23 protein-coding genes are annotated in these 23,188 nt (G+C 67.6%); 7 read left to right on the top strand and 16 right to left on the bottom strand.

The features are described from left to right. Window positions 1-5: 5 nt before the first annotated feature. From sucC to DFQ59_RS12265, 5 genes are all read left to right on the top strand, one after another. The gene (sucC, locus tag DFQ59_RS12285; protein WP_114280014.1) at window positions 6-1,175 is read left to right on the top strand and encodes an ADP-forming succinate--CoA ligase subunit beta; all 1,170 of its coding nucleotides are present in this window, start codon (window positions 6-8) and stop codon (window positions 1,173-1,175) included. Beyond that, window positions 1,172-2,044 carry a succinate--CoA ligase subunit alpha gene (gene sucD, locus DFQ59_RS12280; protein WP_114280013.1) on the top strand — a complete coding sequence of 291 codons (873 nt, stop codon included), beginning with the start codon at window positions 1,172-1,174 and terminating at the stop codon, window positions 2,042-2,044. The genes sucC and sucD overlap by 4 nt, the downstream gene beginning before the upstream one ends. A 370-nt stretch (window positions 2,045-2,414) precedes the next feature. Beyond that, window positions 2,415-2,690 carry an Lrp/AsnC family transcriptional regulator gene (locus tag DFQ59_RS12275; protein WP_114280012.1) on the top strand — a complete coding sequence of 92 codons (276 nt, stop codon included), beginning with the start codon at window positions 2,415-2,417 and terminating at the stop codon, window positions 2,688-2,690. 109 nt (window positions 2,691-2,799) lie between these two features. Beyond that, window positions 2,800-3,138: a hypothetical protein gene (locus DFQ59_RS12270; RefSeq protein WP_114280011.1), complete on the top strand. Its 339-nt coding sequence runs from the start codon at window positions 2,800-2,802 to the stop codon at window positions 3,136-3,138. Between the two features lie 219 nt (window positions 3,139-3,357). After that, the gene (locus tag DFQ59_RS12265) at window positions 3,358-4,143 is read left to right on the top strand and encodes a TIGR01458 family HAD-type hydrolase (RefSeq protein ID WP_114280010.1); all 786 of its coding nucleotides are present in this window, start codon (window positions 3,358-3,360) and stop codon (window positions 4,141-4,143) included. On the opposite strand, the gene DFQ59_RS12260 is transcribed toward DFQ59_RS12265, so the two are convergent. The 13 genes from DFQ59_RS12260 to DFQ59_RS12200 form a co-directional block, all read right to left on the bottom strand. Next, complete coding sequence (locus DFQ59_RS12260; RefSeq protein WP_114280009.1) at window positions 4,132-7,563, bottom strand: EAL domain-containing protein; 3,432 nt, start codon at window positions 7,561-7,563, stop codon at window positions 4,132-4,134. The genes DFQ59_RS12265 and DFQ59_RS12260 overlap by 12 nt on opposite strands. 99 nt (window positions 7,564-7,662) lie before the next feature. Continuing rightward, window positions 7,663-9,411, bottom strand: coding sequence for a TadG family pilus assembly protein (locus tag DFQ59_RS12255; protein WP_114280008.1), 1,749 nt, complete (start codon window positions 9,409-9,411; stop codon window positions 7,663-7,665). A gap of 57 nt (window positions 9,412-9,468) precedes the next feature. Then, window positions 9,469-9,786: a DUF3613 domain-containing protein gene (locus DFQ59_RS12250; RefSeq protein ID WP_114280007.1), complete on the bottom strand. Its 318-nt coding sequence runs from the start codon at window positions 9,784-9,786 to the stop codon at window positions 9,469-9,471. 3 nt (window positions 9,787-9,789) lie between these two features. After that, a complete protein-coding gene (locus tag DFQ59_RS12245) occupies window positions 9,790-10,773 on the bottom strand; it encodes a tetratricopeptide repeat protein (protein WP_114280006.1) in 984 nt (327 codons plus the stop codon). A gap of 2 nt (window positions 10,774-10,775) precedes the next feature. Continuing rightward, window positions 10,776-11,708: a type II secretion system F family protein gene (locus DFQ59_RS12240; RefSeq protein WP_114280005.1), complete on the bottom strand. Its 933-nt coding sequence runs from the start codon at window positions 11,706-11,708 to the stop codon at window positions 10,776-10,778. 51 nt (window positions 11,709-11,759) lie between these two features. Continuing rightward, window positions 11,760-12,668 (bottom strand): type II secretion system F family protein, encoded by a 909-nt coding sequence (locus DFQ59_RS12235; protein ID WP_114280004.1) that lies wholly within the window; start codon window positions 12,666-12,668, stop codon window positions 11,760-11,762. Continuing rightward, window positions 12,658-13,953 (bottom strand): TadA family conjugal transfer-associated ATPase, encoded by a 1,296-nt coding sequence (locus DFQ59_RS12230; protein WP_114280003.1) that lies wholly within the window; start codon window positions 13,951-13,953, stop codon window positions 12,658-12,660. Before DFQ59_RS12230 ends, DFQ59_RS12235 begins: the two co-directional genes overlap by 11 nt. 5 nt (window positions 13,954-13,958) lie before the next feature. Then, window positions 13,959-15,161, bottom strand: a complete 1,203-nt coding sequence (locus DFQ59_RS12225; RefSeq protein ID WP_170142151.1) for a CpaE/TadZ family protein — start codon at window positions 15,159-15,161, stop codon at window positions 13,959-13,961. 10 nt (window positions 15,162-15,171) lie between these two features. Next, entirely contained in the window at window positions 15,172-16,488 is a 1,317-nt protein-coding gene (locus tag DFQ59_RS12220) for a type II and III secretion system protein family protein (protein ID WP_114280001.1), read from the bottom strand. Between the two features lie 93 nt (window positions 16,489-16,581). Then, window positions 16,582-17,487 (bottom strand): Flp pilus assembly protein CpaB, encoded by a 906-nt coding sequence (cpaB, locus tag DFQ59_RS12215; protein ID WP_211314925.1) that lies wholly within the window; start codon window positions 17,485-17,487, stop codon window positions 16,582-16,584. Between the two features lie 95 nt (window positions 17,488-17,582). Next, the gene (locus tag DFQ59_RS12210) at window positions 17,583-18,065 is read right to left on the bottom strand and encodes a TadE/TadG family type IV pilus assembly protein (RefSeq protein WP_114279999.1); all 483 of its coding nucleotides are present in this window, start codon (window positions 18,063-18,065) and stop codon (window positions 17,583-17,585) included. Window positions 18,066-18,139: 74 nt separating this feature from the next. Next, window positions 18,140-18,571 (bottom strand): prepilin peptidase, encoded by a 432-nt coding sequence (locus tag DFQ59_RS12205; protein ID WP_114279998.1) that lies wholly within the window; start codon window positions 18,569-18,571, stop codon window positions 18,140-18,142. An 80-nt stretch (window positions 18,572-18,651) separates the two neighbouring features. Next, complete coding sequence (locus DFQ59_RS12200; protein WP_281268256.1) at window positions 18,652-18,858, bottom strand: Flp family type IVb pilin; 207 nt, start codon at window positions 18,856-18,858, stop codon at window positions 18,652-18,654. 693 nt (window positions 18,859-19,551) lie between these two features. Here DFQ59_RS12200 and DFQ59_RS12195 point away from each other — a divergent pair. Further along, a complete protein-coding gene (locus DFQ59_RS12195) occupies window positions 19,552-20,346 on the top strand; it encodes a dioxygenase family protein (protein WP_114279997.1) in 795 nt (264 codons plus the stop codon). Window positions 20,347-20,542: 196 nt separating this feature from the next. On the opposite strand, the gene DFQ59_RS12190 is transcribed toward DFQ59_RS12195, so the two are convergent. Genes DFQ59_RS12190 through DFQ59_RS12180 form a run of 3 tightly spaced genes read right to left on the bottom strand, consistent with a single transcriptional unit; the run spans window position 20,543 to window position 21,688 of the window. Continuing rightward, the gene (locus DFQ59_RS12190) at window positions 20,543-20,827 is read right to left on the bottom strand and encodes a BolA family protein (protein ID WP_114279996.1); all 285 of its coding nucleotides are present in this window, start codon (window positions 20,825-20,827) and stop codon (window positions 20,543-20,545) included. Beyond that, the gene (locus DFQ59_RS12185; RefSeq protein WP_114279995.1) at window positions 20,824-21,126 is read right to left on the bottom strand and encodes a YciI family protein; all 303 of its coding nucleotides are present in this window, start codon (window positions 21,124-21,126) and stop codon (window positions 20,824-20,826) included. Before DFQ59_RS12185 ends, DFQ59_RS12190 begins: the two co-directional genes overlap by 4 nt. A gap of 4 nt (window positions 21,127-21,130) precedes the next feature. Then, complete coding sequence (locus tag DFQ59_RS12180; RefSeq protein ID WP_114279994.1) at window positions 21,131-21,688, bottom strand: septation protein A; 558 nt, start codon at window positions 21,686-21,688, stop codon at window positions 21,131-21,133. A 285-nt stretch (window positions 21,689-21,973) separates the two neighbouring features. Here DFQ59_RS12180 and DFQ59_RS12175 point away from each other — a divergent pair, with 285 nt between their 5' ends. Then, the gene (locus DFQ59_RS12175; RefSeq protein WP_114279993.1) at window positions 21,974-22,858 is read left to right on the top strand and encodes a PHP domain-containing protein; all 885 of its coding nucleotides are present in this window, start codon (window positions 21,974-21,976) and stop codon (window positions 22,856-22,858) included. The last annotated feature ends 330 nt before the right edge of the window (window positions 22,859-23,188 follow it).

The following is a 23,188-nucleotide window of genomic DNA, read 5'->3' as shown; positions in this document are numbered from 1 at the left end:
AGGTTATGAATCTACACGAATATCAGGCTAAACAACTCTTTGCCGGCTACGGCATGCCGGTACCCGCCGGTGCCGTGGTCCATGACGCGGCGGACGTGCGCGCGGCGCTGGCCAACCTGGCCGGCGACCGCTGGGTGGTCAAGGCGCAGGTGCACGCCGGCGGCCGGGGCAAGGCCGGCGGCGTGAAGCTGGTCGGCAGCGCGGAGGAGGCCGCCGAGGTGGCCAAAGCGCTGCTCGGCACCCGGCTGGTCACCTACCAGACCGACGCCAACGGCCAGCCGGTGAACGCGGTGCTGCTGGAAGAGGTGAGCAATATCGCCCGCGAGCTCTACGTCGGCGCCGTGGTGGATCGCGCCAGCCGCCGCGTAACCCTCATGGTCTCCACCGAGGGGGGGATGGAGATCGAGAAGGTGGCCGAGGAAACGCCGGAGAAGATCCTCAGGACCACCGTCGACCCCATGCTCGGCCTGCTGCCCTACCAGTGCCGCGAGCTGGCCTTCGGCCTGGGGCTGGAAGGCGATCAGATCAAGCAGTTCACCCGGCTGCTCGGGGGGCTGGTGCGGCTGTTCGTGGAGTGCGATCTCAGCCTGGTGGAGGTCAACCCGCTGGTGGTCACCGCCGAGGGCAACCTGCTGTGTCTCGACGGCAAGGTGAACATCGACGACAACGCCCTCTACCGCCAGCCCAAGCTGCAGGAGATGCGCGACATCAGCCAGGAGGAGGAGAAGGAGGTCCACGCCAAGAAGTTCGACCTCAACTACGTGGCCCTGGACGGTGACATCGGCTGCATGGTCAACGGCGCGGGCCTGGCCATGGCGACCATGGACCTGGTGCAGCTCCACGGCGGCAGCCCCGCCAACTTCCTCGACGTGGGCGGCGGCGCCACCACCGAACGGGTCACCGAGGCCTTCAAGCTGATCCTCTCCGACCCCAAGGTGAAGGGGGTGCTGGTGAACATCTTCGGCGGGATCGTGCGCTGTGACCTCATCGCCGACGGCATCATCGGCGCGGTGGAGCAGGTGGGCGTCAAGGTGCCGGTGGTGGTGCGCCTCGAGGGCACCAACGCCGAGCTCGGCGCTTCGAGACTGGAGGAGAGCGGTTTGAACCTGATTGCGGCCAACGGCCTTACCGACGCCGCCGAGAAGATCGTTGCAGCGGTGGGAGGTGCGGCATGAGTGTACTGATCAACAAGGAGACGAAAGTCATCTGCCAGGGATTCACCGGCAAGCAGGGCACCTTCCACTCGGAGCAGGCCATCGCCTACGGCACCCGGATGGTGGGCGGCGTGACCCCCGGCAAGGGCGGCAGCACCCATCTCGGCCTGCCGGTGTTCGACACCGTGCGTGGCGCGGTGGAGAGCACCGGCGCCGACGCCAGCGTCATCTACGTCCCGGCCCCGTTCTGCAAGGACTCCATCATCGAGGCGGCCGAGGCGGGCATCAAGCTCATCGTCTGCATCACCGAGGGCATTCCCACCCTCGACATGCTCCAGGTGAAAGCCTACCTGGACCAGCACGAGGCGCGTCTCATCGGCCCCAACTGCCCCGGCATCATCACCCCCGGGGAGTGCAAGATCGGCATCATGCCCGGCCACATCCACCAGCCGGGCAAGGTGGGTATCGTGTCCCGCTCCGGCACGCTCACCTACGAGGCGGTGAAGCAGACCACCGACGCCGGCCTCGGGCAGAGCACCTGCATCGGCATCGGCGGCGACCCGATTCCCGGCACCAACTTCGTGGACGCCCTGCGGCTGTTCCAGGATGACCCGCAGACCGAGGCCATCATCATGGTGGGCGAGATCGGCGGCACCGCCGAGGAGGAGGCCGCGGCCTTCATCAAGGCCAATGTCACCAAGCCGGTGGTCTCCTACATCGCCGGCGTCACGGCGCCCAAGGGCAAGCGCATGGGCCATGCCGGGGCCATCATCGCCGGCGGCAAGGGCACCGCCGCGGAGAAGTTCGCTGCGCTGGAGGCGGCGGGCGTGCACACGGTCCGCTCCCCGGCCGAAATGGGCCGGGCCGTGGCCGCCGCGCTGGGCGGATAAGTACAACCTGAAAACCTTGAATGACACAATACCTTCACCACGAAGGCACGGAGGACACGAAGAAAAGATTCTGATTATCCGCAGATTACGCAGATTACGCAGATTCACGGATTTGCACGGCTGGCCCGTGCCACCGGGCCGCTCGCGTCAAGGGACCATGCGCCAGCCGTCATTGGCGGCGCAGGTGCTGAACTGGCACAACCCGGTCCGGGTTGTCCGACGGTGATCCTGGTTTTTACCAACCAATCTGCGTAATCCGCGTAATCTGCGGATATCGATCTTTTTTGTCTTCTTCGTGTCCTTCGTGCCTTCGTGGTGGGTTCTGAAAGCGTCGCCAAGAGTGAAGCAGTGCGCAAGAGGAGTGCCAGACATGCTGACGGCAATCGTGATGTTGCGGGTGGAGCACGGGAAGGTCAACGAGGTCGCCGAGCAGTTGGCGGAGCGGCCGGAGATCTCGGAAACCTACTCGGTGAGCGGTCCCTACGACCTGGTGGCCATCGTGCGGGTGCATGAAAACGAGGCTCTCGCCGACCTGGTGACCGAGCACATCGCCCGCATCGAGGGCATCCGTGAGACGGAGACCATGCTGGCTTTCCGCGCCTACTCCCGGCACGACCTCGAACAGATGTTCTCCCTCGGCCTCTGAGCGTATCGTGCCGCTCCGTGGTCTTGCCCTGACCCTGCTGTGGTCGCTGCTGGCTGGCAGCGCCGCGGCCGCGATGGGCCCCGCTGCGCCGTTTGGGTCGGGAGACGCAGTGGCGGTTCCGCCGGCCGGGACCCTGGATCTGGTGCCTCCGCGGCAGTTGTCCGTGGCCGCCGCGGCGCGGCTGTTCGAGCGCATGGTGATGCGGGGCGAGCTCATCCTGTTCGATACGGTCATGACCATCGACCGGCTCAAGGCCACCCAGGTGGCCTACGTCTATGGAATGGACGGCCGCCTGCGGCTGATTCGCGTCTCCGCCCGCCTGACGCCGCCATTGCCGGTCCCCGAGGCTTCCTGCCGGGTGATATCAATCGATGCCTGGCTGACGCCCGAGGGTGAGTTGACGGAATCCCACCTGCACGTGGAGCCGATGGCGGAGGAGGGGGGGTGAGCCCGGACAACGTGCCGGTGGTCATCGTCACCGGCGCAGCCCAGGGCATCGGCCGGGGCATCGCAGAATTTCGTCGTCGATGGTGGCATGACCCGGCGCATGATCTACGCTGAATAGGTCCGGCCTCCGTGGAACACGGGAATTTCCGCGGACGGCATGCGGAGACCGGTATCCACGGGGCCGTCCCCACTCAGGCACTGGGATTCAGGTGGCTGCTGGATGAAAGCCGTACTCTTCGACCTCGACGGTGTCCTCTACCAGGAGGACCGGGCCATCCCCGGCGCGGTCGAGACCGTTGCCTGGTTCCGGCGGCATGCCGTTGCCCGCCTCTTCCTCACCAACACCACTTCCCGTCCCCGCTCGGTCCTGGTGGAGAAGCTCGATTCGATGGGCATCCCGGTCGAGCCGGGGGCCCTGCTGACCCCGCCGGTGGCGGCCGCCAGCTGGCTCGCCGCCAACGTGGACGGACCGGTGGCGCTGTTCGTGACCGAACAGACGCGCACCGAGTTCGCGGGGCTGCGACAGCTGCCGGCGGATGCCGAAGCGGGAGCGGCCGCGGTGGTGGTGGGCGATCTCGGCGAGGAGTGGAGTTACCCCCTGCTGAACCGGGCGTTCCGTCTCCTGATGGCGGATCCGCCGCCCAGGCTCATCGCGCTGGGAATGACCCGCTACTGGCAGGCGACCGACGGGCTGCGTCTCGATGCGGGACCGTTCGTCGCTGCGCTGGCCATGGCCAGCGCTCTTCAGCCGCGGGTGTTCGGGAAGCCGGCGAGGCCGTTTTTCCAGGCGGCGCTCGATCTCCTCGGGGTCGAGGCGGACATGTGCCTGATGGTGGGTGATGACATCCGCGGCGATATCGAGGGGGCACAGGCGGCCGGTTTGCGCACGCTCCTGGTGCGCACGGGGAAGTTCCGACCCCAGGATCTGGAAGGTGATGTGCGGCCTACGGCCGTGCTGGACTCGATTGCCGATCTGCCCGCCTGGTGGCAAAGCTCAGGATTCTGATCCGGATTCCAGCCCGTTGGGAACCGGGACGGTGGTCCCGGTGCCCCGCAGGGGGACCGGAGCCGCAACGGCATAGCCCTGGATGTAATCCACGCCGAGTTCGGTCAGCAGCGGCACCAGCGATTCGTCCTCCAGTTGCTTGGCAACGGTCCGGATGCCCATCTGCCGGGCCACGCCGGTCATGGCGCGGAGAATGGACTGGTCCACCGGGCTTGCCGCAAGGTCGGTAATCACCTGGCGGCTGAATTTCAGGTAGCTGACGGGCAGTCCCTTCAGGTAGGAGAACGGCGTCAGGCTGCTGCCGAAATCGTCCAGCGCGAACTGGAAGCCCTTTTCCCGCAGCGACTGCATGAAACGGACAATCCGGGTATACCCGGACAGCAGTTCATTCTCGTCGAGCTCCAGGCAGATTTGCTCGGGGTGCAGTCCGTTGCGTTCGGCCTGCTCCACCACGAAACCGAGAAAGCGTTCGTCGGCAATGCTCTGCACCGAGAGGTTGACGAACAGCAGGGCGTTTCCGGTGTCCTCCTGGCGCTGCTCCCCGAGCTGGGCGAACAGCGTGCCGACGACCCAGCGATCCACCTCGACCATGCGCTCGTAGCGCACCGCGGCGGGCAGGAAGCTGCGTGGATTGAGCAGCCGGCCCTGATCGTCGGCGAGCCGGACCAGGATCTCGCCCATCGTGCGCGAGTCGCCGGGCACCAGGCTGTGGATGGACTGCCGGAACAGGACCAGGCGGTCCCGCTCCACGGCCTGCAGGACCCGCCGCAGACTGCGAACCTCGGTGTGCTGTTCATCCGGGTCGGGGCGATGGACGCGCACGGTGTTGCGCCCGGCCTCCTTGGCCTCGTAGCAGGCCGCATCGGCCGATTTCAATGCCGCTTCCGCGCTGGCGCAGGTGTCGTTCAGCGGCACCAGGCCGACGCTCACGCCGATATCGAACCGGTTGTCCTTCCAGGCGAAGCGGAATTCCCTGATGGCGGAGCAGAGCCCCTCCGCCACCTGGGTGCCCCGTTCCAGGCTGCAGCCCTGGAGCAGCACCGCGAATTCGTCGCCCCCGAGCCGCGCGAGCACATCGGAGTCACGGATCTGTCCGCGCAGGAGCGCCGCCACCTGTTTGAGCAGCTCGTCCCCGGCGACGTGGCCGCCGCTGTCGTTGACGGTCTTGAAATTGTCGAGATCCAGGTAGCAGAGCACGGAAGGCTTCTTCTCCTCCCGTGCCCTTTCCACCGCATCTCCGAGCCGTTCCTGGAATTCGCGGCGGTTGTAGAGTCCGGTCAGGGGATCATGTCGTGCCTCGTAGCTCATGCGCCGGACCTGCTGGCGCATGGCGGTCACCTCGTGCAGGATCAGGACACTGCCGGCAATGCGTCCGACCCGGTCGTAGATGGGGGAGGCGGAGATCTGGACGGCGATTTCGCGCCCGTCGCTGCGCAGCAGCTGCGCATGCTCGGAGATCTCGATCCGCCGTCCCAGGCGCAGGCAGCGCTGGACCGGATCCTGCTCCGGCTCCCGGGTCGTCTCGTTGACCAGGTGAAGGATCTCGCTCAGTTCCAGGCCCTGCGCCTCGCGGCTGTTCCAGCCGGTGAGCTGTTCCGCCACCGGGTTCAGGTACTCCACGACCCCGGTGTCGCTGGTGGTTATGACCGCATCCGCAATCGCCTCCAGGGTGACCGTGGCCCGCTCGATCTCCTTGTAGAGGCTCTGTTCGGCGCGCTTGCGCGCGGTGATGTCCATGACGTAGAGAACGAATCCGGGCGCCGGCGTCACCTGTTCCATGGGCGCCAGGCTGGCCAGCACGGTGAGCCGGCGCTGGGCGGAATCGCGCAGGTGCAGTTCGCGGTTCTTGCCGCGGCTTTCCACCGCCTCGTGCAGCAGAGCCTGGGTATCCTCTTCGATCAGCGCCTGCAGGTCATGACCGGCGATCTCCTCGCAGGTCCGGCCGAGCAGGGTACAGAATGCGGGGTTCACCGACTCCACCCGGCCCGAGGGATCGGTGATGGCGAGCCCAATCGGCGCCTGACCTATGAGGTTGCCGAGCTGCGCCTCCCGTGACCGCAGCCGCTCCTCGACATTCATCAGCACACTGTCATCGTGGAGCTCGGCCAGCAGATGGCCGCTGGCCGGGGAGCGGCCGGGTAGTGGCTGGATGCCCACCTGCAGCCGCCGGGGCGGTGTGTCCGCCTCGGAGCGGTGCAGCAGCGCCAGTTCACAGCGGCTCCCGGTTTCGAGGCAGGTGGAGAGCCGGTCGAGAAGCTCCCCGTTCAGGGACCGTTCGAAGAGATCCGGGAACGGCGTCAGCTCCAGTCGCTCCCGGTCACTCCCCAGCAGCCGGATCGCGCTCGTGTTGGCTTCCACGATGCGGTGTTCACCGCCGGCCTCCAGGATCAGCTGGCAACAGCCCGACGCCTGCATGGCGGTGGAGCGCAGGCGTATGGGTCGTTCCAGTTCGCGCAGTTCGCCGACGTCCCTGACACTGAACAGGAATCCTCCACCGTCCCGCGGCAGGGGCGTGATGCTGCACAGTACTTCCAGGACATAGCCGTTGCGATGCAGGTGCTGGGTGGAGAGGTTGTGCAGGCTGGCGCCGGCACGGACCTGTTCCAGCTGCACGCCTATCTCCTCCTGCTTCCAGGCGGGCACCAGGCGCGCGACGGGCTGGCCGAGAATCTCGCCGGCCGGGTAGCCGAACAGCAGTTCCGCGGCCGGTGTCCACAGGGTGATGCTTCCGCCGGAATCCACGGCGAAGACGGCGTCCTGCACCCGCTGCAGTGTGCGTTTGAGCTCGTCGCGTTCCGTCTCCAGCCGTTGCAGCCGCTCCTGCAGGTGCGCAGGGGTTGCGGAATCCCTCGCCGCCGCTTCGCCGCCGCCGTCGAGCCGGGAGAGCGTGCGCTGAAGGGTGACCCGCTGGCCGGCGGATTGGCGCAGGAGCAGGAACAGAAGGGGCAGTGCCATGAGCAGGGATGCGGCAAGGAGCCCGCTGACGGACAGCCACTGCACCCAGATACGTTCATGAATCATGCCGGTATCGGGGTTCAGCCGTAGCACTGGTCCACCGTCGCCGGTGGCGCCGATCTCCAGCGCGGGCAAGTCCAGCGCCAGGGCGCCGCGGAACCAATCCGGCGCGGATCCCCGCGGGCGATTCCCGGCGTTTATGGAAATGGTCGCACCGCCGCGTTCCTGAAGGAGCGCGGAGCCAATCTCCGGATTCGCCGCGAGCCAGGCGCGCAGCATCTCCTCGCGCCGGGCAGGGTCGGCGACGGTGTCCAGGGCGGCAAGCAGTCCGTCGGCGGCTTGCGTGGGCTGGACCGCCCAGTGCTGCTGTTCCAGGTGCCTGAGTCCGAGCGCCACGGCCACTCCCCCCAGCAGGAGGATCATCAGGAAGCCGATGAGAGTGTGCAGCTTCCAGGGGCGCGTCATGGATGGACCGCCTCCAGGCGGAGGGGCCGGCCCTCATGCACGGTGGGATCTCCGGGCCCTGTTGTCTGCCGCCGGAATCTTTCCATGGCGTGGCCGTACTTAACGCAGCAGGCCGGGGCGGCCGACATTGATATCGGATACGGTGATATCCGCCCCCCCGAGCTGCAGGCCGAGCAGATTGAGCAGGAAGTCGAGCAGCGGGTCGAGCGCCATGATCACCGGAGAGAGCAGATTGACAACCAGGTCGAGGAGCCCCTGCGAGCTGCCGAGCCCGAGCAGGTTGAGCACCGGCTGCAGAATGGCGCCGAGCAGCGCGCCGAGCAGCGTGCTGCGATCGAAGTCCACCACCAGGTTGTCGACCAGCGCCTGGAGCAGGGTGGTCACGGAGGTGCCCAGGGAGGGCGACACGGTCTGGGTCGAGGGGATCTCCTCGAACAGCAGCTGTTCCGGGTTGGCGGAGGAACTGCCCAGGGGCAGCTCGGCCAGGGCCGTGATGGTGAGCAGCGGCAGGCCGAGCAGGTTGAGGTTGATGGCCGGGCTCGGCGTGATGGTCGGATTGAGATCCTCGATGTCGTCGAAAACGCCGATGCCGATGCGGGCAAGCTGTGGCACGGCGCCCACCACCGCGGCGGGCGTGGTGTCGTCGCGGCATTCGAAGCGCTCGAAGCCGGCCCGGGTCTCCGCCGCGCCCACGTAGAGGTCGAGGCTGAGCAAACCGTCGGGCGGGAACAGCAGGGCCAGCAGGCCGAGGTGCAGCTGCAGGTTGATCTGCGCGGAGCGGGCCCGGGTGATCCACTCGCCGTTCTCATCCCGTCCGGCGGGACCGATGGCGATCTGCGGCGGCTCGATGATGTAGAGATCCAGCCCCAGGTCGGCGATGCCCAGGGCGTTGAGCCCGGGCGTGCTGGTGTTCACCGCGACCGCGTGACCGGCGTTGGCCACCTGGGCGCCGACCATGAGCAGGTCGAAGACATTCACCTGTGCGTTCAGCGCGGCATCGGTGGAGGGCAGCGCCACCTGCAGGACATCGCCGAGGCGCAGATCCAGGTCCGCATCCACGGTCAGGGCGTCGGCCACGTTCAGCAGCGTCACGGCGACGGTCCGCTGGTCGGGGTAGCGCGACAGGGCGTTGGCGGCCAGCAGGACGAAGTCGCGGATGCCCAGATTGAGGTTGAGCAGCTCATCCACGGTCCCCACCGTGGCGTCGGCGTCGATCAGATCGAGCAGGGTGACGTGGGCGTCGGCGATACCCCGGTAGGAGACGGCGTCCAGGTTGATGGAGGTCCCCAGCAGACCGCCCAGAATGGCATTCAGCAGCGGCGAGGTGGTGGTGTCGAGGCGGGCCAGGAAGGAGCCCACTTCCAGGGTGCCGATGGTGCGGGTTCCGGCCACCGCGGTGGCGGTGAGCCGATGGTTGCCGGCGATCTTCCCCGGCAGGAAAAGGCTGCGCGGCACATCGCGGGCGGCGACGACCTCCACCGCCTCCACCACGCCGGGCCCGGGGGAGAACTGCCGGATCCCGTCGGCATCGGTGTCCACCCGCCCCACCCGCACACGCAGGGGCTGTCCGTCATAGTCGTTGCGGGCGGCGGCGGTGGTGGCGGCGGTGGTGGCGATCCCGAGGGCGGATCCCGCCGGGGTGGCGCAGTTGCCCACGGCGAGGCTGGCCTCCAGGGCCGAGAGATCGGCGACCAGCTGCAGGTGCCGCTTTTCCCAGGCAATTCGCCCCACGTCCACGGCCAGGGCCACGGAGAGGACGACAGCGAGCAGGGCGCCGGCCACCATGATGCTGACGGCGCCGACCTGCCGGCCGGGAGGTCCGCCGGTTGCCTTGGAATTGACTCTCATACCCTTGTGCACCCTTTACCCCTCGTGCTCCCGGGACCGGACGAGGCGTGGTCCGCCTCAGCGCCTGGTGCCGCCGCCCTTGATGAATCCCTCCCGCTGGTAGAACTCGGGAATCGGATGCCCGAAGCTGTTCAGGTAGCGGGCATAGGTGCGCGTGGCCGCGGCGCCCGGTTGCGGGTGGGCGGTGCCGGCGGCCTGGCCGCTGCACTGGAAGTTCAGCCAGGCCCGGGTGCTCTCGCCGACCCGGGCAGGATCGAGGGGACCGGGATCGGCGGTAAAGGCGCTTACCGGCGCGGGCTCGCATTCACCGCCCAGGGCGGAAACGGATGGAAGCGTGAGCAGCATGGCGACTGCCAGTGGGAGACGGATGTGCACGGGTCAACCTCCTTGAGAGTTGGAAGCGGGTGAAGCTGCTGCCGGCGGTGATGCCGGTTCCGCGACGGCGGGACCGCTGTCTCCGGACGAAGCAGTGTCGTTCTCCGGTCCGGCGGCCGCATTGCCGGGATCGGTGGCGTAGGCGGCGGTGCCGGGCGCAATGCCGGCTTCCCCGGCCGGCGCCACCAGCTGGCCGGCGGGCTCCGTACCCGCCGGTGGCGGCTGTGTCCCTTCCGGGGCCCTGATTGAAGTCGCTGCCTGCGGGGGAGCAGGCGGAGTGGATTCCGATTGCCGTTGCAGGTGGGCAAGCAGCTGCTGGGCGCGCCCGCGCAGCCTTGCGGTCTCCGCCGGGTCGATTGCGGCCTGGGCGGCGAAGCGCTCCGCCGCGGCCATGTCACCACGGGCCATCAGCAGGAGCAGCAGATTGCGCTGGGTCCGCTTGTCGTCGCCACCCAGCTCCATGGCGGTGTTGAGCTGGAATTCGGCCTCGTCGAAGGCTCCCCGCAGCAGCAGGGCGTAGCCGAGATCGTTGCGGATGCGCGAATCCACCGGCCGCAGTTCCGTGGCCGTCCTGAAATGCAGGACCGCCGCCTCGAGATCGTCGTTGTTTTCGGCCGCTATCAGTCCCAGGCCGTGATGGGCGAGTCCCGCCATGCTGGAATCGAGCAGGCCCCGGTACAGGGCCCGGGATTCGGTAAGGCGCCCGATGCGGCGCAACGCCTCGGCGCGCAGGTAGCGGGCATCGAGCGTCAGCTTGCCCTGGTTCTCCATCGCCTGGAGGTGGGCGAGCGCGGCATGGTAGAGCTTCTTGTCGAGCATCTCCTGGACCAGCCGGATGTGCAGCTCCTTGTCCTCCTCGGTGGCCTGGGCCTTGCCGCTGGCCACCGGCTTGGCCTCGTTCCCGGCCGTCGCGCCGTTGCGCAGGGCGCAACCGGGGCTGGAGAGCAGGAGCAGCACCAGGGCGGCGCTGAGCAGTCGGCGTTTCATGGTCATTGCCCCCCGAGGGCGCGCAGGATGCCGAAGGCGGCGGGGCCGGCGATGAAGATGAGCAGGGCCGGGAACATGCACAGCACCATGACGATGGTCATCTTGGCCGAGAGCTTGCTGATGCGCTCCTGGAGCGCGGTGCGGCGGCGATCCTCGAGCAGTTCGGCGTAGTTGAGCAGCGGCTGGCGGATGCTGCCGCCGTAGCGGTTGACCTGGCGCAGCATCTTCACCAGGTCGGAGAGATCCTCCACCTGCAGGTCGTCGGCCATCTCCTTCAGAGCCTGGTTCAGGTCCATGCCGGCACCGATATTGCGCAGGACACCGTAGATTTCCCGGGCCAGCACCGGCAGCACCCGGGGATTCGTCTCGCAGATCTCCACCAGGGACTGCTCGAGGCCCAGCCCGGTTTCGAACAGGGTGCGCAGGAGGTGGACGAGGGTGGGCACCTCCGCTTCCAGCTGGCGCTGCCGGGCATGGGCGCGTGTGCGCAGCAGGAACTTGGGCAGCAGGTAGCCGGCGATGGACGCCATAAGCAGCCACAGGGCAATCCGCCTGTCCAGGGTGACCAGCCACTCATGGGGCACGAGGAGCAGGGTCAGCAGGATGCCCGCGACGGGCATCAGCAGCTGTACGGCGAAGAACAGCGCCCGGGCCTGGGAGCCCCGCCAGCCGGCGCGGGCGAGCAGCACGGGAACCTCCTCGTCGCGCATGAAGGAGGGAGCGAGCCGTTCGAGCTGTATCAGGCCCTGGCCCGTGAGCCATCGATGGCCGCCGTCCGCCCCGAGGGACGGTCCGTCAGCCGCGGCCAGTGCGCCGTTGATGCGGCGATGGATGCGGGCGAGACGGCGGTTTGCAACCCAGTTGCCGATCAGGAAGGTCAGGCCAAGCACCAGGAGCGTAACGCTGATGCCGATAATCAGGGGTAGGTTGGACATGACTGGACTCGATGGCTATGGCTTCTGGGGCGCGATGGCCCGTTCCCGGGCTCAGATGGAGCGCAGCATCCGCCAGATGATGAAGACGCCGAGCCCCTGCAGGGCCCCGGCGGCCAGCATCACGATGCGGCCGTTCTCCTCATTCCACATCAGCATGAAGTACTGGGGGTTCATGCTCACGATATACACGGCGAGCGATATGGGGAGCACGGCCAGGACCCAGGCGCTGAGCCTCGTCTCGCCGGTCATGGCACGGAATTCCCTCTGCGCGGTTTCCCGCTGGCGCAGGGCCGTGATCACGGACTCGAGAATCTCGCGGATGGCGCCGCCATAGCGCAGATTCACGCTGATGGCGGCCTGGAGGAGATCCAGTTCCTGCAGCCGGTAGGTCATGGCCGCCTGGTCGACCGCCTCGTCCAGGTGCACGCCCAGCTGCACCTGCCGGACCACCCGTTCGAACACTTCCCGGATGGGGCCGTCACTCTCCTCCACCGCGGCGACGAGACCCTGCTCGATACTGTTGCCGGCCCGCACGGAACGGATGACATGATCGAGAAACATCGGCAGCTGCGCGGTGATTCGCCGGCGCCTGCGGGCACCCACCGTGAGCAGGGCGAGATAGAGCAGGGCGACGATGCCGAGGGGGAGCAGGACCGTACCCGCGAAGCCGAACAGCTCCAGGCCGAGGATGGCGGAGAGCGCGATTCCGATCAGCAGCGCCCAGCCGTGCCACGGCGCCGGCGCGTAGCCGGCACGGCCCAGGAGGTGGGTGAGCAGCTGTTCGATGGGCTGTTCGGCGCCGCTGCGCGGCTCGGGCAGATCCGTGTGCCGGGCCGGTTGCGGGAGCCGGGTCAGCATCCGGGCGCGGTAGTCCTCCTGCCGGCTCGAGTTGAACAGCAGGATGGCGCCGGCGGCCGCGGCGAGGCTGGCGATGATCAGCAGGAGCATCTCAACGGCCATGGTATCCACCCCTCAGCGCCCCGCCTGCGGGCCGCTCCAGGCCTTCGCCGCTGCGGCTGCCGACCGCGAAGGTGTTGCTGCGGCTGAAGCGCCGCTCCGCACGGTCGTAGTGGAAAATCTCGTGCAGGGTGATCTTGTCGTCGGCATAGCCTGTCACCTCGTCGATGGAGATGACCTTGCGCTCGCCGCCGGGCATGCGGGCGATCTGGATGACGATGTCGATGGCGCTGGCGACCCAGCTGCGCAGGGTGTCCTCGCGGCCGCTGAATCCGGCGAAACCGGCCAGGAGCTCGAGCCGGGAGAGGGCGTCGCGGGGGGTGTTGGCATGGATGGTGGTCATGGAGCCCGCGTGGCCGGTGTTCATGGCCTGCAGCATGTCCATCACCTCCACCCCGCGCACCTCGCCCAGGATGATGCGGTCGGGGCGCATGCGCAGGGCGTTGCGCACCAGGTCGCGCGCGGTCACCTCGCCCTGGCCCTCCAGGTTGGCCGGACGCGTCTCCAGCCGGACCACGTGGGGATGGCCCAGGCTCAGCTCCGCAGCATCCTCGATGGTCACCAGCCGCTCCTCGGGCGGAATGGACTGGCTCAGGACGTTGAGCAGGGTGGTCTTGCCGGCGCCGGTGCCGCCGCTGATGAGGACGCTGGCGCGGTTGCGCACGGCGGTGCGCATGAACTCCAGCATCTCGTCGCTGAGGGTCTGGTAGGCGAGGAGATCGCCGCCGGTGAGCGGCTCCTTGCGGAACTTGCGGATCGACAGGCACGGGCCGTCGAGGGCCAGCGGCGCGATGATGGCGTTGACCCGGCTGCCGTCGGGCAGGCGGGCATCCACCATGGGGTTGGACTCGTCCAGGCGCCGGCCCAGCGGTGCGATGATGCGCTGGATGATGCGCTGGACGTGGCGGTCGTCCATGAAGCGGACTCCCGTCTCCTCCAGACGGCCGCGCTTCTCCACGTAGACCCGCTTGGCGCCGTTGACGAGGATGTCGCTGATGGTGTCGTCCGCGATGAGGGGCTGGATGGGGCCGTAGCCCACGAGTTCGTCGATCAGCTCACCCACCAGGGCTTCCATTTCCCGCTGGTTCACCGGCAGCCGCGCACGCTGGATATAGTCGTGGACCTTCTGGTCGACATAGCGGCGCAGCAGCGGACGCGGCCACTCGTCCACCGAGGCCTGCTCCTCCTCGATGGACTCCACCAGGAACTTGTGGATGTGTCCCTTCAGTGGCTGGTATTCATCGCCAGAGAGCGCGCCCCGCTGGGGTGTGGGTGTGAAGTTGAACATGGTGCTCAGCTCCGTTTGCCGATGCCGCCGAAGAGTTTTCCGCGCAATCCGCCGCCGCGGTTGGCCAGGTTGATGCGCTCGCCGATGAACAGGTCGGTGGCCAGCTTCTTCACCGAACGGGAATAGGGGCTGTTGGGGGCGTACTCGAAGATGCTGTAGCCGGCGTTCATCGCCCCGAGCCTCTCCATGCCGTGGGAGGGCAGGGTGGCCAGCAGCGGCGCGGACAGCACCTCGGAGATCTTTTCGGCCCCGAGCTCCAGCTTCACCAGGTGCCGGTCCACGACCAGGTCGAGATTGCCCGGCTCGCCGCCCCGGTCGACCAGGTAGTCGATCAGCCGGCGGTTGGCGTTGATGCTCGCCACGGACTGTTCGGCCAGCAATACCGCCCGCTCGGAACGATCCACCATCTGGGAGAGAAAGTCCGAGTGGGGCATGCCGCCGAGGTTGGCCACGATGACGTCGAAATGGTTCTTGAGGATGCCGATGAGGACCAGGGCGTCGTTGAGGGTCACGCTTACCGACTGATCGAGGAAGTCCTCGGCCATGGGCAGGACCGACAGCCCGCTGCCGTGCTGGGCGAAGGCGGACTTGATCAGGGTTTCGTCGAAGCGGCGCACGCTGCGGATGGCGTCGGTGAAGGTGTAGGACGGCTTCATGTCCAGGTACAGCAGGGTATCCGCGGCGGGGACGCCCAGGTCGAGCAGCAGTATCCGGCGTTCCGGGTCGGTGCGCTCGCGCAGTGCGAGCGCCAGGTGCACCGCCAGGGTCGCGCTGCCGTCGCCGGGTCGTCCACAGAGCACGGAGAAGAGCCGGCCCGCACTCCCGGCACCCTTGGCCGGGAGCCGCTCCAGGAGCCGGCCCACCAGCCCCTGGACCTCGATGGGCTCACTGCCGAAGGTCAGGTAGTCGCGGGCCCCGGCACGCATCGCCGCCAGCATCAGGCGCTCGTCCTGGGCCTCGGCCACGGCGACCACCGCCAGGTAGGGCTTGGCCTCGAGCAGGCGTTCCACCAGCCGGGCGCTGGTGAGGACCTCGGCGGGGGTGAACAGGGTGAAGACCACGTTCGCCCCGGTGGCGTCCGCCAGTTGCAGGATGCGTTCGGGGGAAGCCGGGTCCGCGACCGCGATTTCGGCATTGGGCCCGAGCGTCGCCTGCAGCCAGCGGACGATGTCTTCACGATTGGTGATGGCGATGTAAGGTGTCTTCACTGGGTCCACCTCACTCGCTGAAGCCGTAGCCGCGGGGATCGAAGCGGCCGGTTTCGAAGAACAGCAGTTCCCCGGTGCCGGGGTTGTAGTCCTGGTAGGCGGCGCCCGGCAGGGGCGGGGTCACGGCGTTGCGGGCCACGGGACGGACGACATGCGGGGTGACCACCATGATGAGCTCCTTGTCCTGGCGCTCGAAACGGGTGGACTTGAAGAACGCGCCCAGCACCGGGATATTGCCGAGGCCGGGTACCTTGTCCACGTTCGAGATCATGCCGGAGCTGATGAGGCCGCTGATGGCGAAGCTCTCGCCGTCGCCGAGTTCCACCATGGTGTCGGAGCGGCGGACCCGCAATGCGGGCACCGAGACGCCGCCGCTTTCGACACCGGCGGTAAAGTCGAGCTCGCTGACCTCGGGGGCCACCTTGAGTACGATGCGGTCGGCGGAGAGCACCGAGGGGGTGAGCGTCAGGCGCACGCCGAACTCCTTGTACTCGACCGTCACCGATTCGTTGTCGCCGCGGACGGGGACCGGGAACTCGCCGCCGGCGAGGAAGCTGGCGGACTGGCCGCTCATGGCCACCAGGCTCGGTTCGGCCAGGGTGTGGGCCAGGCCGTTGCCCTCCAGCATGCTCAGGGTCGCCAGCAGCCCGCTCTTGGAGCGTCCGGCGATGAGGTTGAAGGCCTCGGCGATGGGCAGGAAACCGCTGTCGCTGTTGAGGGTGTAGCCGCCGGTGCCGGGCCCTCCCTCCACGCCGGAGAAGGTGCCGGGCGACCCCAGCGCGAAGGTGATGCTTTCGCTGTTGCGGCCGAAGGTGAAGCCCATCTGCTTCAGGGTGTTGCGGCTCACCTCGACGATCCGGATATTGGTCTGGACCTGGGTGTCGAAGGCGGTCTGGCTGGCGTCGACGGCGCCGTCGCCCACCAGCTGCAGCCGGGTGTCCTGCGCGGGGAGGCTGTCGCTCTCGCCGCTCAGCAGGACCTTCTCACCCATGGCCGAGGAGTCGAGGCAGTGCTGCAGGGTGCCGTCGGCGAGGGGGCCGGGCACGCACACGGCGAAACCGCTGGCGGGGCTGTTGTCCCGGGGCCAGAGCGTCAGCTCCGTGTTGCCGGGCTGCCTGCCGATGAGCACCACTTCGCGGGAGCCGCGCACGCGGACATCGGCCACCTGCGGGTCGGCGATGGCGACCTGGCGGATCGATTTCGGATGCGTCACCAGCCGTTGCTGGCCCACTTCCACCTTGACGGCGGCCGGCTGTCCCGCCTCCGCGGGCAGGGCGACGGCCAGCAGCGCGATTCCCAGACCCAGTGCAGCGAGTGTTCTACCCATGGTAACCCCTTCGTTTACTGTCAGGCTTCCCTGCGCGCCCGGCAGGGAGTCGGAGCCCGGCCGTGTGGCGCCGGGCCGTCAGTACGGTTTTCTTCAGCGGCAGCAGGGAACCGTTTCCCGCTGCCCGCCCCGGTAGATGACCACCCGGGGTGTGGCCGCGACCCGGTTCGCCGGCTTCTGCGTGGCGGTCTTGGGGACCTCGGCGAACTCCTTCAGGGTCAGGACCTGGGGCTCGGCGGCGGCGGGCGCCGGCTTCCCCTCGCCGGCGGCCGGCGGCTTGGGTTCCGCCGCGGCCTCCCCGACAGGCGCCGCCATGGCCAGCTGCTCCGCTTCCTTCGCCGCGTGGAGCGACAGCCGGATTTCTCCCGCGCTGGCACCGAGCATGAGCTCCAGCGCCTTCGCTTCCGGCACGCTGAGCACGGCGGTGCGGGCGCTCTGGTTCGGTTTGCCCTGGCCCTGCGGGCCGCTGACCTGGGTTCCCATGGCCAGGACCTTGACCCGCTCCAGCAGGAGCCGCGCCTGGCTGTTCTCGTTCTCCTTGTCGTCGGGAAGGAACAGCAGCACGTCGACAAAGTCGCCCGGCTGGGGATAGCCGCCCACGCCGGTCTCCTCGCTGATCTGCAGGGCCACGGCCCGCTGGCCGGGCTCCAGCTTCTGGGACAGGACGCTGCCGACCAGGAAATGCTTCTCCAGCACGGGCTCGCCCACGTCGATGGGCTGGGTGGGGATGCGCCCCGCCAGCGCATCGATGCGCTCGAATCCGCCCGCGGGCATGACCCAGACCGGCTTCAGGCTCACGGCATCCGCGGGAATGGGCAGCTCGGGCACGATGGGCTTGACCGCGATCACCGCCTGATAGGGGGCTTCGGGTGCGGGAACGGTCTGGACGATCGTCTGGGGCTCGGCGGGGGCCGGGGTGGCGGCCTCCTTGGTCAGCTTGTAGGCATAGATACCCAGCACGATGGCGAGCACCACCATGAACCAGGCCGATACCTTCATCACGTTTCCACTCATTGAACCCCCCCGTCAAAGGTCTCTTGGGTCTGTCTCTTGCGCATGGGAACCGGCGGTGCATCGGCGCCGGTCCGGTCGTTTCAAAGCTGTATGCTCGCCTCGGCCCTGAGGTCCGCGGGGTAGGGTGGTACGGAGCCCAGCCCCGGCAGGGTGATGGCGGGTATGATCGGGTTGCCGGCGTAGTCCGGGTAGCGCACCCGCAGCGTGGCCACGTTGCCGGCGTCGATCACCACCACGATGTTGGCGGAGAGCACATCGCGGTAGGTTTCCGGCAGCCAGGCCAGGCGGTTCATGGCGGTCGTGCGGGCCCGGGTCTGGACCTGCAGGGCGTAATCGGGATAGTCCGGGTCCACGGCGATGGCGGCCCGGGCGCCCTCCTCGGCGGCCAGGGTCATGCTCTGCTGGAGGGTGAACAGGATCCCGTAGGCCAGCAGGCTGTAGACCAGCAGGAAAAGCAGGGGGAAGGCGAAGGCGAACTCGATGAGCGCCGCGCCCCGTTCGCCGCTCCGGGACCGCTTGTGCCTGCTGCGAGGCTGCCAGGCCATGGGCATTGCTGTGTGCATCTACCTACCCCTGTGGCGTCGACTTCCCTTCAACGCACTGTGTTGTCTTCGTTGTGTGGTTCCGCGGCTCCCGGTTACCTGAACCAGAGTGCGGCCATGAAGCCGACGGCCATCGCCGTGCCGTAGGGAACCCGGCGATCCCGGCCGACCCTCAGCAGCACGATGGCCAGAACGCCCGCCACCAGCCCGCCGAGGAGAAAGGCCCAGAGGGTGACGGTGTAGCCCCCCATCAGGCCCATGGCGGTGCACAGCTTCACATCACCCGCCGCCATGGCGCCGCCGAGGTATGCCGGCAGGGTGAAGCCGAAAGCGACTGCACCCGACACCACCGCCTCTCTCCAGTGGGGGCCGGCCAGGGCTTCGCCGGTGATCGCCAGCCAGCCCAGCGCGATCACCGCCCCCCCGAGGGTCAGGGGGTTGGGCAGTCGGCGATAGCGCAGATCGAGAAGGGCGGCCAGCAAGGCCCAGGCGGTCAGCACCGCCAGCACGATTCCGTGCCCCGTCATCTTCCTGTGCCATCCCCGCCACGTGCCGCCAATCCGCCGGCACGTGGCGGCCTGCCCGGGTCGAACACGCCCGGATACTGTTACGGCATCGCGTCCAGAACGTCCTGGAACACGGCGAGGATCTTCTGTCCGAGAGGACTCAGCACCGTGATCGCGGCGACGGAGATGAGGGCGGCGATGAGGGCGTACTCGATCATGGTCGCGCCTTCCTCGTCCCGGGCGAAGGCGTGCATGCGGGATGCGATGCGGCCCTGGATTGCGTGAAACCTGTTCATGAGTTTGTGCATGGCCTGACTCCTGTGTGCGTGAGCCGTGGAAAAGCAGCTGGCTGATAAGTAACTGTCGACCTGCCGGGTCTATCCAGAACGGTCCGGACCGAGGCAGTTGTTGACCTGGATCAATAATTGATTTCAGTCAAAATTTTCCTCGCTCGGTGGATGAAGTTTGGCGAGTGTGTACTGAATTTACAAGTAGGAATATTCGTAAATTTGTGACGGGATACCCATATTTAATACAAAAATAGACCAATTGTGAACACGAATCTCACAATTCTCTCTTGACAGTTGGTGTAACTACAGAAGTAGTAGGGGTATAAGGGGGTCAGGCCGCGGAGCAGTCCATAGCGCAGCCATGTCTTCAGCAGCGATGCCGCCTGGAGCGGCGCGGAATCTGCGGGGAGCCTTTCCACGAGACGGGGGCAGAGGTCCCCTGAGGGGATGTCTGCGCGGGCCAGGCCCGGGGCGAAGCCCGCGCGCGCCTCGGGGCGGCGGTAGCGGAGGGTCGATCCGCTGCGCCGGACGAGGCGCCGTCAGGAATGCTGGACTGGGACAAGCGGGGGGCGGGGAGGTTGCTGCCTGGGGACTGCGCCGGCAGTCGAGGGTGTTCCAGCGGCAGTTCACCCGCCGCGGGATATGGACAACGAAATCCGTTCCGGGTGGTCAAACCGGGCAGCCGTTCCTCTTCCGTGAAGGAGAAGACCCATGCCCGTCTCCAGCCTGCCCCTGCCTTGCGTGTTTGTCTCCCATGGCGCCCCCACCGTCGCCCTGGAGCAGGGGCCGACGCAGTCCTTCTGGACCGGGCTGGGTGGGCGGCTGGCAGGCCTGGAGGCGATCCTGTGCGTCTCCGCCCACTGGCTGACACCGCATCCGGCCCTGGGATCGGCGGAGCGGCCGGGGACGATCCACGACTTCCATGGCTTCCCGGCGCCCCTCTACCGCCTCCGCTACCCGGCCCCGGGCGCGCCCGCACTGGCAGAGTCCATCGCCGGACGGTTGCGGGGCGCGGGATTCCAGGTGGAGACGGACGCCACCCGCGGCCTCGACCACGGCGCCTGGGTGCCGTTGCGGTTCATGTTCCCCGAGGCCCGGGTGCCGGTGGTGCAACTCTCGGTGCAGATGCCCCTGGGGCCGCGGCACCATTTCGAACTGGGGCGGGCGCTGGCGCCCCTGCGCAGTGAAGGCGTCCTGATCCTCGGCAGCGGCGGCGCCACCCACAATCTGAGGGATTTCGCCGGCCAGGCGGAAGACGCGCCGGTGAAGAGCTATGCGCGCCAGTTCGACGACTGGCTTGCGGGGCGGGTGGAGGCGGGGGATGCGGAGGCGTTGCTGGACTATGCCGGGCAGGCGCCCGAGGCGCAGCACAACCACCCGACGCCGGACCACCTGCTGCCCCTGTTCGTGCCCCTGGGCGCGGCGACGCCGGGCCGGCCCGGACGTGTCCTGCACCGCGGCTTCAGCCACGGCTTCCTGTCGCTGGCGGCGTTCGAATGGGACTAGCCCAAATTTTTCCCGCCAAGACGCCAAGGTTAAAATGATTAATAGCTTGTGAATTAAACATCAGGCATCGTCTCACACGAGGGCCGCCGCAGTATGAGACCGTCAATCTGTTGTTTTTCCTGGCGTTCTTCGCGTCTTGGCGAGAGATTTATGAGATGTTGGGGCTGGGGCGTGTCACCGGCAACCGGCGACTGAATCAACCGCCCTCCACCTCTTCCGGCGTCCGGGCGTTGATGCCGAGGGCGTGGATTTCCGCCTTCATGGCGTCGCCCAGGGCGGCGTAGATCATCTGGTGGCGGGCGAGCAGGCGCTTGCCCGCGAAGGCCTCGGAAACCACGGTGACCTGGTAGTGGCCGCCGCCCTGGACATTGCCGCGATGGCCGGCGTGCTTGTGGCTTTCGTCGATGATCTCCAGCCGCAGCGGATTGAGGGCCTCGGTCAGGCGCTGGCGGATGAATGCGACGCGGCTGTCTTCGCTCATGCGGGGAGCGCCTTGCGGAAGGGCTTGACCGTCACCCGGGCATAGACGCCCGCCTCGATGTAGGGATCGGCATCGGCCCAGCTCCGGGCCTCCTCCAGGGACGGGAATTCGGCGATGACGAGGCTCCCGGTAAAGCCGGCCGGCCCGGGGTCCTCCGCATCGATGGCAGGGTGGGGTCCGGCCACCAGCAGCCGGCCGTCGGCCTGCAGCGCCCTGAGCCGCTCCAGGTGGGCCGGCCGGGCGGCCAGCCGCTGTTCGAGCGTGCCGGGGGCGTCCTCGCTCAGGATGGCGTAGTACATGATGTCACGCGCCTCCCGCGGGGGTGTTCTCCGAACCCTCCGGAATGTACCGGGCGAGATAGAGCGCCTGGGCGAGCACGAACGCCACGGTCAGGCCCATCATGCCGAACAGCTTGAAGTTCACCCAGGTTTCGGTGTCGAAGCGGTAGACCACGAACAGGTTGGCGAACCCGAGCAGGGTGAAGAAGGCCACCCAGCTCAGGTTGAGCCGGATCCAGACGAACGCGGGCAGCTCCACCTTGCTCTCCATGAAGCGGCGCACCAGCGGCTTCTCGCCCACGAACTGGCTGCCGAGGAAGACCACGGCGAAGAGCCAGTTCACCACGCTGGGCTTCCACTTGATGAACATCTCGTCCTGCAGCAGGAGGGTGGCACCGCCGAGCACCACGATCAGCCCCAGGGTGATGAGGTGCATCGCCTCCACCCGGCGCCGACGCAGCCAGACCCAGGCCACCTGGGCTATCGAGGCGGCGATGGCCACGCCGGTGGCCACGTAGATGCCCGCCAGCTTGAAAGCGGCGAAGAAGAGGATGACGGGAAACAGATCGAATAGTAGTTGCATCGCACCAAGATACCCGGCGCCCCTATTGCGGCGCAAGGTTCAGCTGAGTGAGTGAAGGATAAGCTTCCGGACAACTGCGTATGACCACGCTCGCCGAGCTCCGTTCCCCGGCCATGTATACTGTTCGCCTCATGGCTAGCCCTGCCCTTTACCCACAAATCGGCCCTCAGCGAGTCGCCCGAAGGGAGTCCCCCGGAAGCCCCAGTCCTGCGCTGCGGCGCTTGGAAAGGGAACCCACCCTTCCCTGCGCACCACGCCTTGTCCTGACGCTTCCGGGGGGCTCTGATGACTGATTTGTGGGTAAAGGGCAGGGCCTGCTACGACCTCCACACCCATACCACCGCATCGGACGGTCTGCTGACCCCGTCCGAGTTGACGGCCAGGGCCCGCGAGGCCGGGGTCACGGTACTGGCGGTGACCGATCATGACTGCGTGGACGGAGTGGCGGAGGCCCGGTTGGCCGCCCAGGGGACGGCGTTGCAGGTGGTGCCGGGGGTCGAGATCTCGGTCACCTGGAAAAAGGGGCTGGTGCACGTGGTCGGGCTGCGGGTGGACCCCGACCATCCGGAGCTGCGGGCGGGGCTGGCCCGGCTGCAGGAGCAGCGCCTGGCGCGGGCCGAGGAGATGGACCGCCGCCTGAACCGCTGCGGCATCATGGGCGCGCTGGCCGGTGCGCGCGAACATGCCGGCTTGGGCCAGATCGGACGGGCCCACTTCGCCCGTCACCTCGTGGCCGCCGGTCATGCCACGGACATGCAGCATGCCTTCGTCCGCTATCTCAGGCCGGGGAGGCCGGCCTATGTGCCCAGCGAATGGGCGAGCCTGGAGGAGGCGGTGGCCTGGATCCGGGCCTCCGGGGGCGAGGCGGTGATTGCCCATCCGGCCCGCTACCGGCTCAAGCCGGGACGGCTGCGGCAGCTGCTGCAGGCCTTCCTGGAATGCGGCGGCATCGGCCTGGAGGTGGTGAGCGGGGTTCAGTCCGCGGAGGAGACCCGGACCATGGCCGAGCTGGCGCGCCGGTTCGGCCTCCTGGCATCGGCGGGCTCCGACTTCCACGCTCCCGGCGCCTGGAGCGAACTCGGACGTCTGCCTCCAATGCCCACCGGCTGCCGCCCCATCTGGGCGGACTGGAACCTCGACGCCCCGGCCCCGGCGCGCTCCCCGGCCTGAAGGAAGTGCTGGCCACGAATTCAAGCAGAAAGGCAAAAAGATCCTGACCGCAGATTATGCTGATTTACATGGATTTTCCCCGGGTTTTGCAGGCCAAGGGGATCTGGCTGCGCGGCGAGAGGGTCTTCTGCCATCCGGGATGGCGTTCCCACGCTCCATTGCGGGATTGTCGACGTGCGCTTCCCTTGCCACGGAGAAAATCCGCGTAAATCAGCGTAATCTGCGGTTAATACTCCCTGAATTCAACTCGTAAGTGCAACTCAGTTTGGCGGTGAGAGGACAAGCCACGGTAGCATCATGGCCCCCTCTAACCGCCAAGAAAGAGGAGCA

This window comes from Thioalbus denitrificans (genome assembly GCF_003337735.1).
Lineage (GTDB): Bacteria > Pseudomonadota > Gammaproteobacteria > DSM-26407 > DSM-26407 > Thioalbus > Thioalbus denitrificans.
This window is presented reverse-complemented; position numbering and strand designations above follow the sequence as displayed.